Origin of the sequence: Paracoccus sp. C2R09, assembly GCF_018860625.1 — a bacterium.
Classification (GTDB): domain Bacteria; phylum Pseudomonadota; class Alphaproteobacteria; order Rhodobacterales; family Rhodobacteraceae; genus Paracoccus.
This window is the reverse complement of sequence record NZ_JAHKQB010000035.1, coordinates 1-2,500: the sequence shown is the minus strand read 5'-3', so window position 1 is coordinate 2,500 and position 2,500 is coordinate 1. Positions and strand designations below refer to the sequence as shown.

Here is a 2,500-nt window from a genome sequence, read left to right as displayed (position 1 = left end):
AATGGGCGACTTAGTTAGACGGATCAGACCCGAAACCGAGTGATCTAGGCATGAGCAGGATGAAGGTACGGTAACACGTACTGGAGGTCCGAACCCACACCTGTTGAAAAAGGTCGGGATGACTTGTGCCTAGGGGTGAAAGGCCAATCAAACTCGGAGATAGCTGGTTCTCCGCGAAAGCTATTTAGGTAGCGCCTCGGACGTATCCTCTCGGGGGTAGAGCACTGCATGGATGATGGGGGCCCACAGCCTTACTGAGTCTAAGCAAACTCCGAATACCGAGAAGGACTATCCGGGAGACACACGGCGGGTGCTAACGTCCGTCGTGGAGAGGGAAACAACCCTGACCAACAGCTAAGGCCCCCAATTCGTGGCTAAGTGGGAAAGCATGTGAGACTTCCAAAACAACCAGGAGGTTGGCTTAGAAGCAGCCATCCTTTAAAGATAGCGTAACAGCTCACTGGTCTAATCAAGAGGTCTTGCGGCGAAGATGTAACGGGGCTCAAGCCACGAGCCGAAGCTTTGGGTGTGCACTTCGGTGCACGCGGTAGCGGAGCGTTCTGTGATATAGAACGCTGCCTCTTCTGATCTTACGGGATCAGCGGAGGCATTGTTCTGACTGTGAAGCCGGGCCGTAAGGCATCCGGTGGAGTGATCAGAAGTGAGAATGTTGACATGAGTAGCGACAAACAGGGTGAGAGACCCTGTCGCCGAAAGTCCAAGGGTTCCTGCTTAAAGCTAATCTGAGCAGGGTAAGCCGGCCCCTAAGGCGAGGCCGAAAGGCGTAGTCGATGGGAACCAGGTTAATATTCCTGGGCCAGGAGATGGTGACGGATCCCAGAGGTAGTTCATCCTTATCGGATTGAATGGGCTGCTGAGGGGTCCCTGGAAATAGCCCTCCATGAGACCGTACCCGAAACCGACACAGGTGGACTGGTAGAGAATACCAAGGCGCTTGAGAGAACCACATTTAAGGAACTCGGCAAAATACCTCCGTAAGTTCGCGAGAAGGAGGCCCGGTTTTTGCGCAAGCAGAGGCCGGGGGCACAAACCAGGGGGTGGCGACTGTTTACTAAAAACACAGGGCTCTGCGAAGTCGCAAGACGACGTATAGGGTCTGACGCCTGCCCGGTGCCGGAAGGTTAAAAGGAGATGTGCAAGCATTGAATTGAAGCCCCGGTAAACGGCGGCCGTAACTATAACGGTCCTAAGGTAGCGAAATTCCTTGTCGGGTAAGTTCCGACCTGCACGAATGGCGTAACGACTTCCCCGCTGTCTCAAATGTGGACTCAGCGAAATTGAATTGTCTGTGAAGATGCAGACTTCCCGCGGTTAGACGGAAAGACCCCATGCACCTTTACTACAACTTCGCACTGGCATCAGGATTGCGATGTGCAGGATAGGCGGTAGGCTTTGAAGCAGGGACGCTAGTCCCCGTGGAGCCATCCTTGAGATACCGCCCTTCGCACTCTTGATGTCTAACCGCGGTCCGTCATCCGGATCCGGGACCCTGCGTGGTGGGTAGTTTGACTGGGGCGGTCGCCTCCCAAACAGTAACGGAGGCGCGCGAAGGTTGGCTCAGACCGGTCGGAAATCGGTCGTTGAGTGCAATGGCAGAAGCCAGCCTGACTGCAAGACTGACAAGTCGAGCAGAGACGAAAGTCGGCCATAGTGATCCGGTGGTCCCGAGTGGAAGGGCCATCGCTCAACGGATAAAAGGTACGCTGGGGATAACAGGCTGATGATGCCCAAGAGTCCATATCGACGGCATCGTTTGGCACCTCGATGTCGGCTCATCTCATCCTGGGGCTGGAGCAGGTCCCAAGGGTACGGCTGTTCGCCGTTTAAAGAGGTACGTGAGCTGGGTTTAGAACGTCGTGAGACAGTTCGGTCCCTATCTGCCGTGGGTGTTGGATACTTGAGAGGAGTTGCCCCTAGTACGAGAGGACCGGGGTGAACGTTCCACTGGTGGACCAGTTGTCGTGCCAACGGCAGTGCTGGGTAGCTATGAACGGACAGGATAAACGCTGAAGGCATCTAAGCGTGAAGCCCCCCTCAAAACAAGGTATCCCTTGAGAGCCGTGGAAGACCACCACGTCGATAGGCCGGAGATGTAAGTGCAGCAATGCATTCAGTTGACCGGTACTAATGGCTCGATTGGCTTGATTTGATCCGGAAGAAGACGAACTCCTTCCAGAACAAAAACATACTTGGACAACAAAAGACGCTGGTCGTTTCTTTCCCGGTCTGGTGGCCCTAGCACGAGCAAAACACCCGATCCCATCCCGAACTCGGCCGTTAAGTGCCGTCGCGCCAATGGTACTGCGTCAAAAGACGTGGGAGAGTAGGTCACCGCCAGACCTGGTAAGAAACGACAATCTCTCTGAACGATGAAAAAAAACCGATCAGGACAATCCTTGGCGCGGGGTAGAGCAGCCCGGTAGCTCGTCAGGCTCATAACCTGAAGGTCGCAGGTTCAAATCCTGCCCCCGCAACCAAA

1 tRNA gene and 2 rRNA genes (1 of these 3 cut by a window edge) are annotated in these 2,500 nt (G+C 54.7%); all 3 read left to right on the top strand.

What is annotated here, in order from left to right:
- Nucleotides 1-2,170: ribosomal RNA gene (locus KO490_RS15015) — 23S ribosomal RNA — on the top strand; it begins 667 nt to the left of the window's first position.
- A 76-nt stretch (nucleotides 2,171-2,246) separates the two neighbouring features.
- Nucleotides 2,247-2,361, top strand: a 5S ribosomal RNA gene (rrf, locus tag KO490_RS15010).
- Nucleotides 2,362-2,421: 60 nt separating this feature from the next.
- Nucleotides 2,422-2,498, top strand: a tRNA-Met gene (locus tag KO490_RS15005).
- Nucleotides 2,499-2,500: the final 2 nt, after the last annotated feature.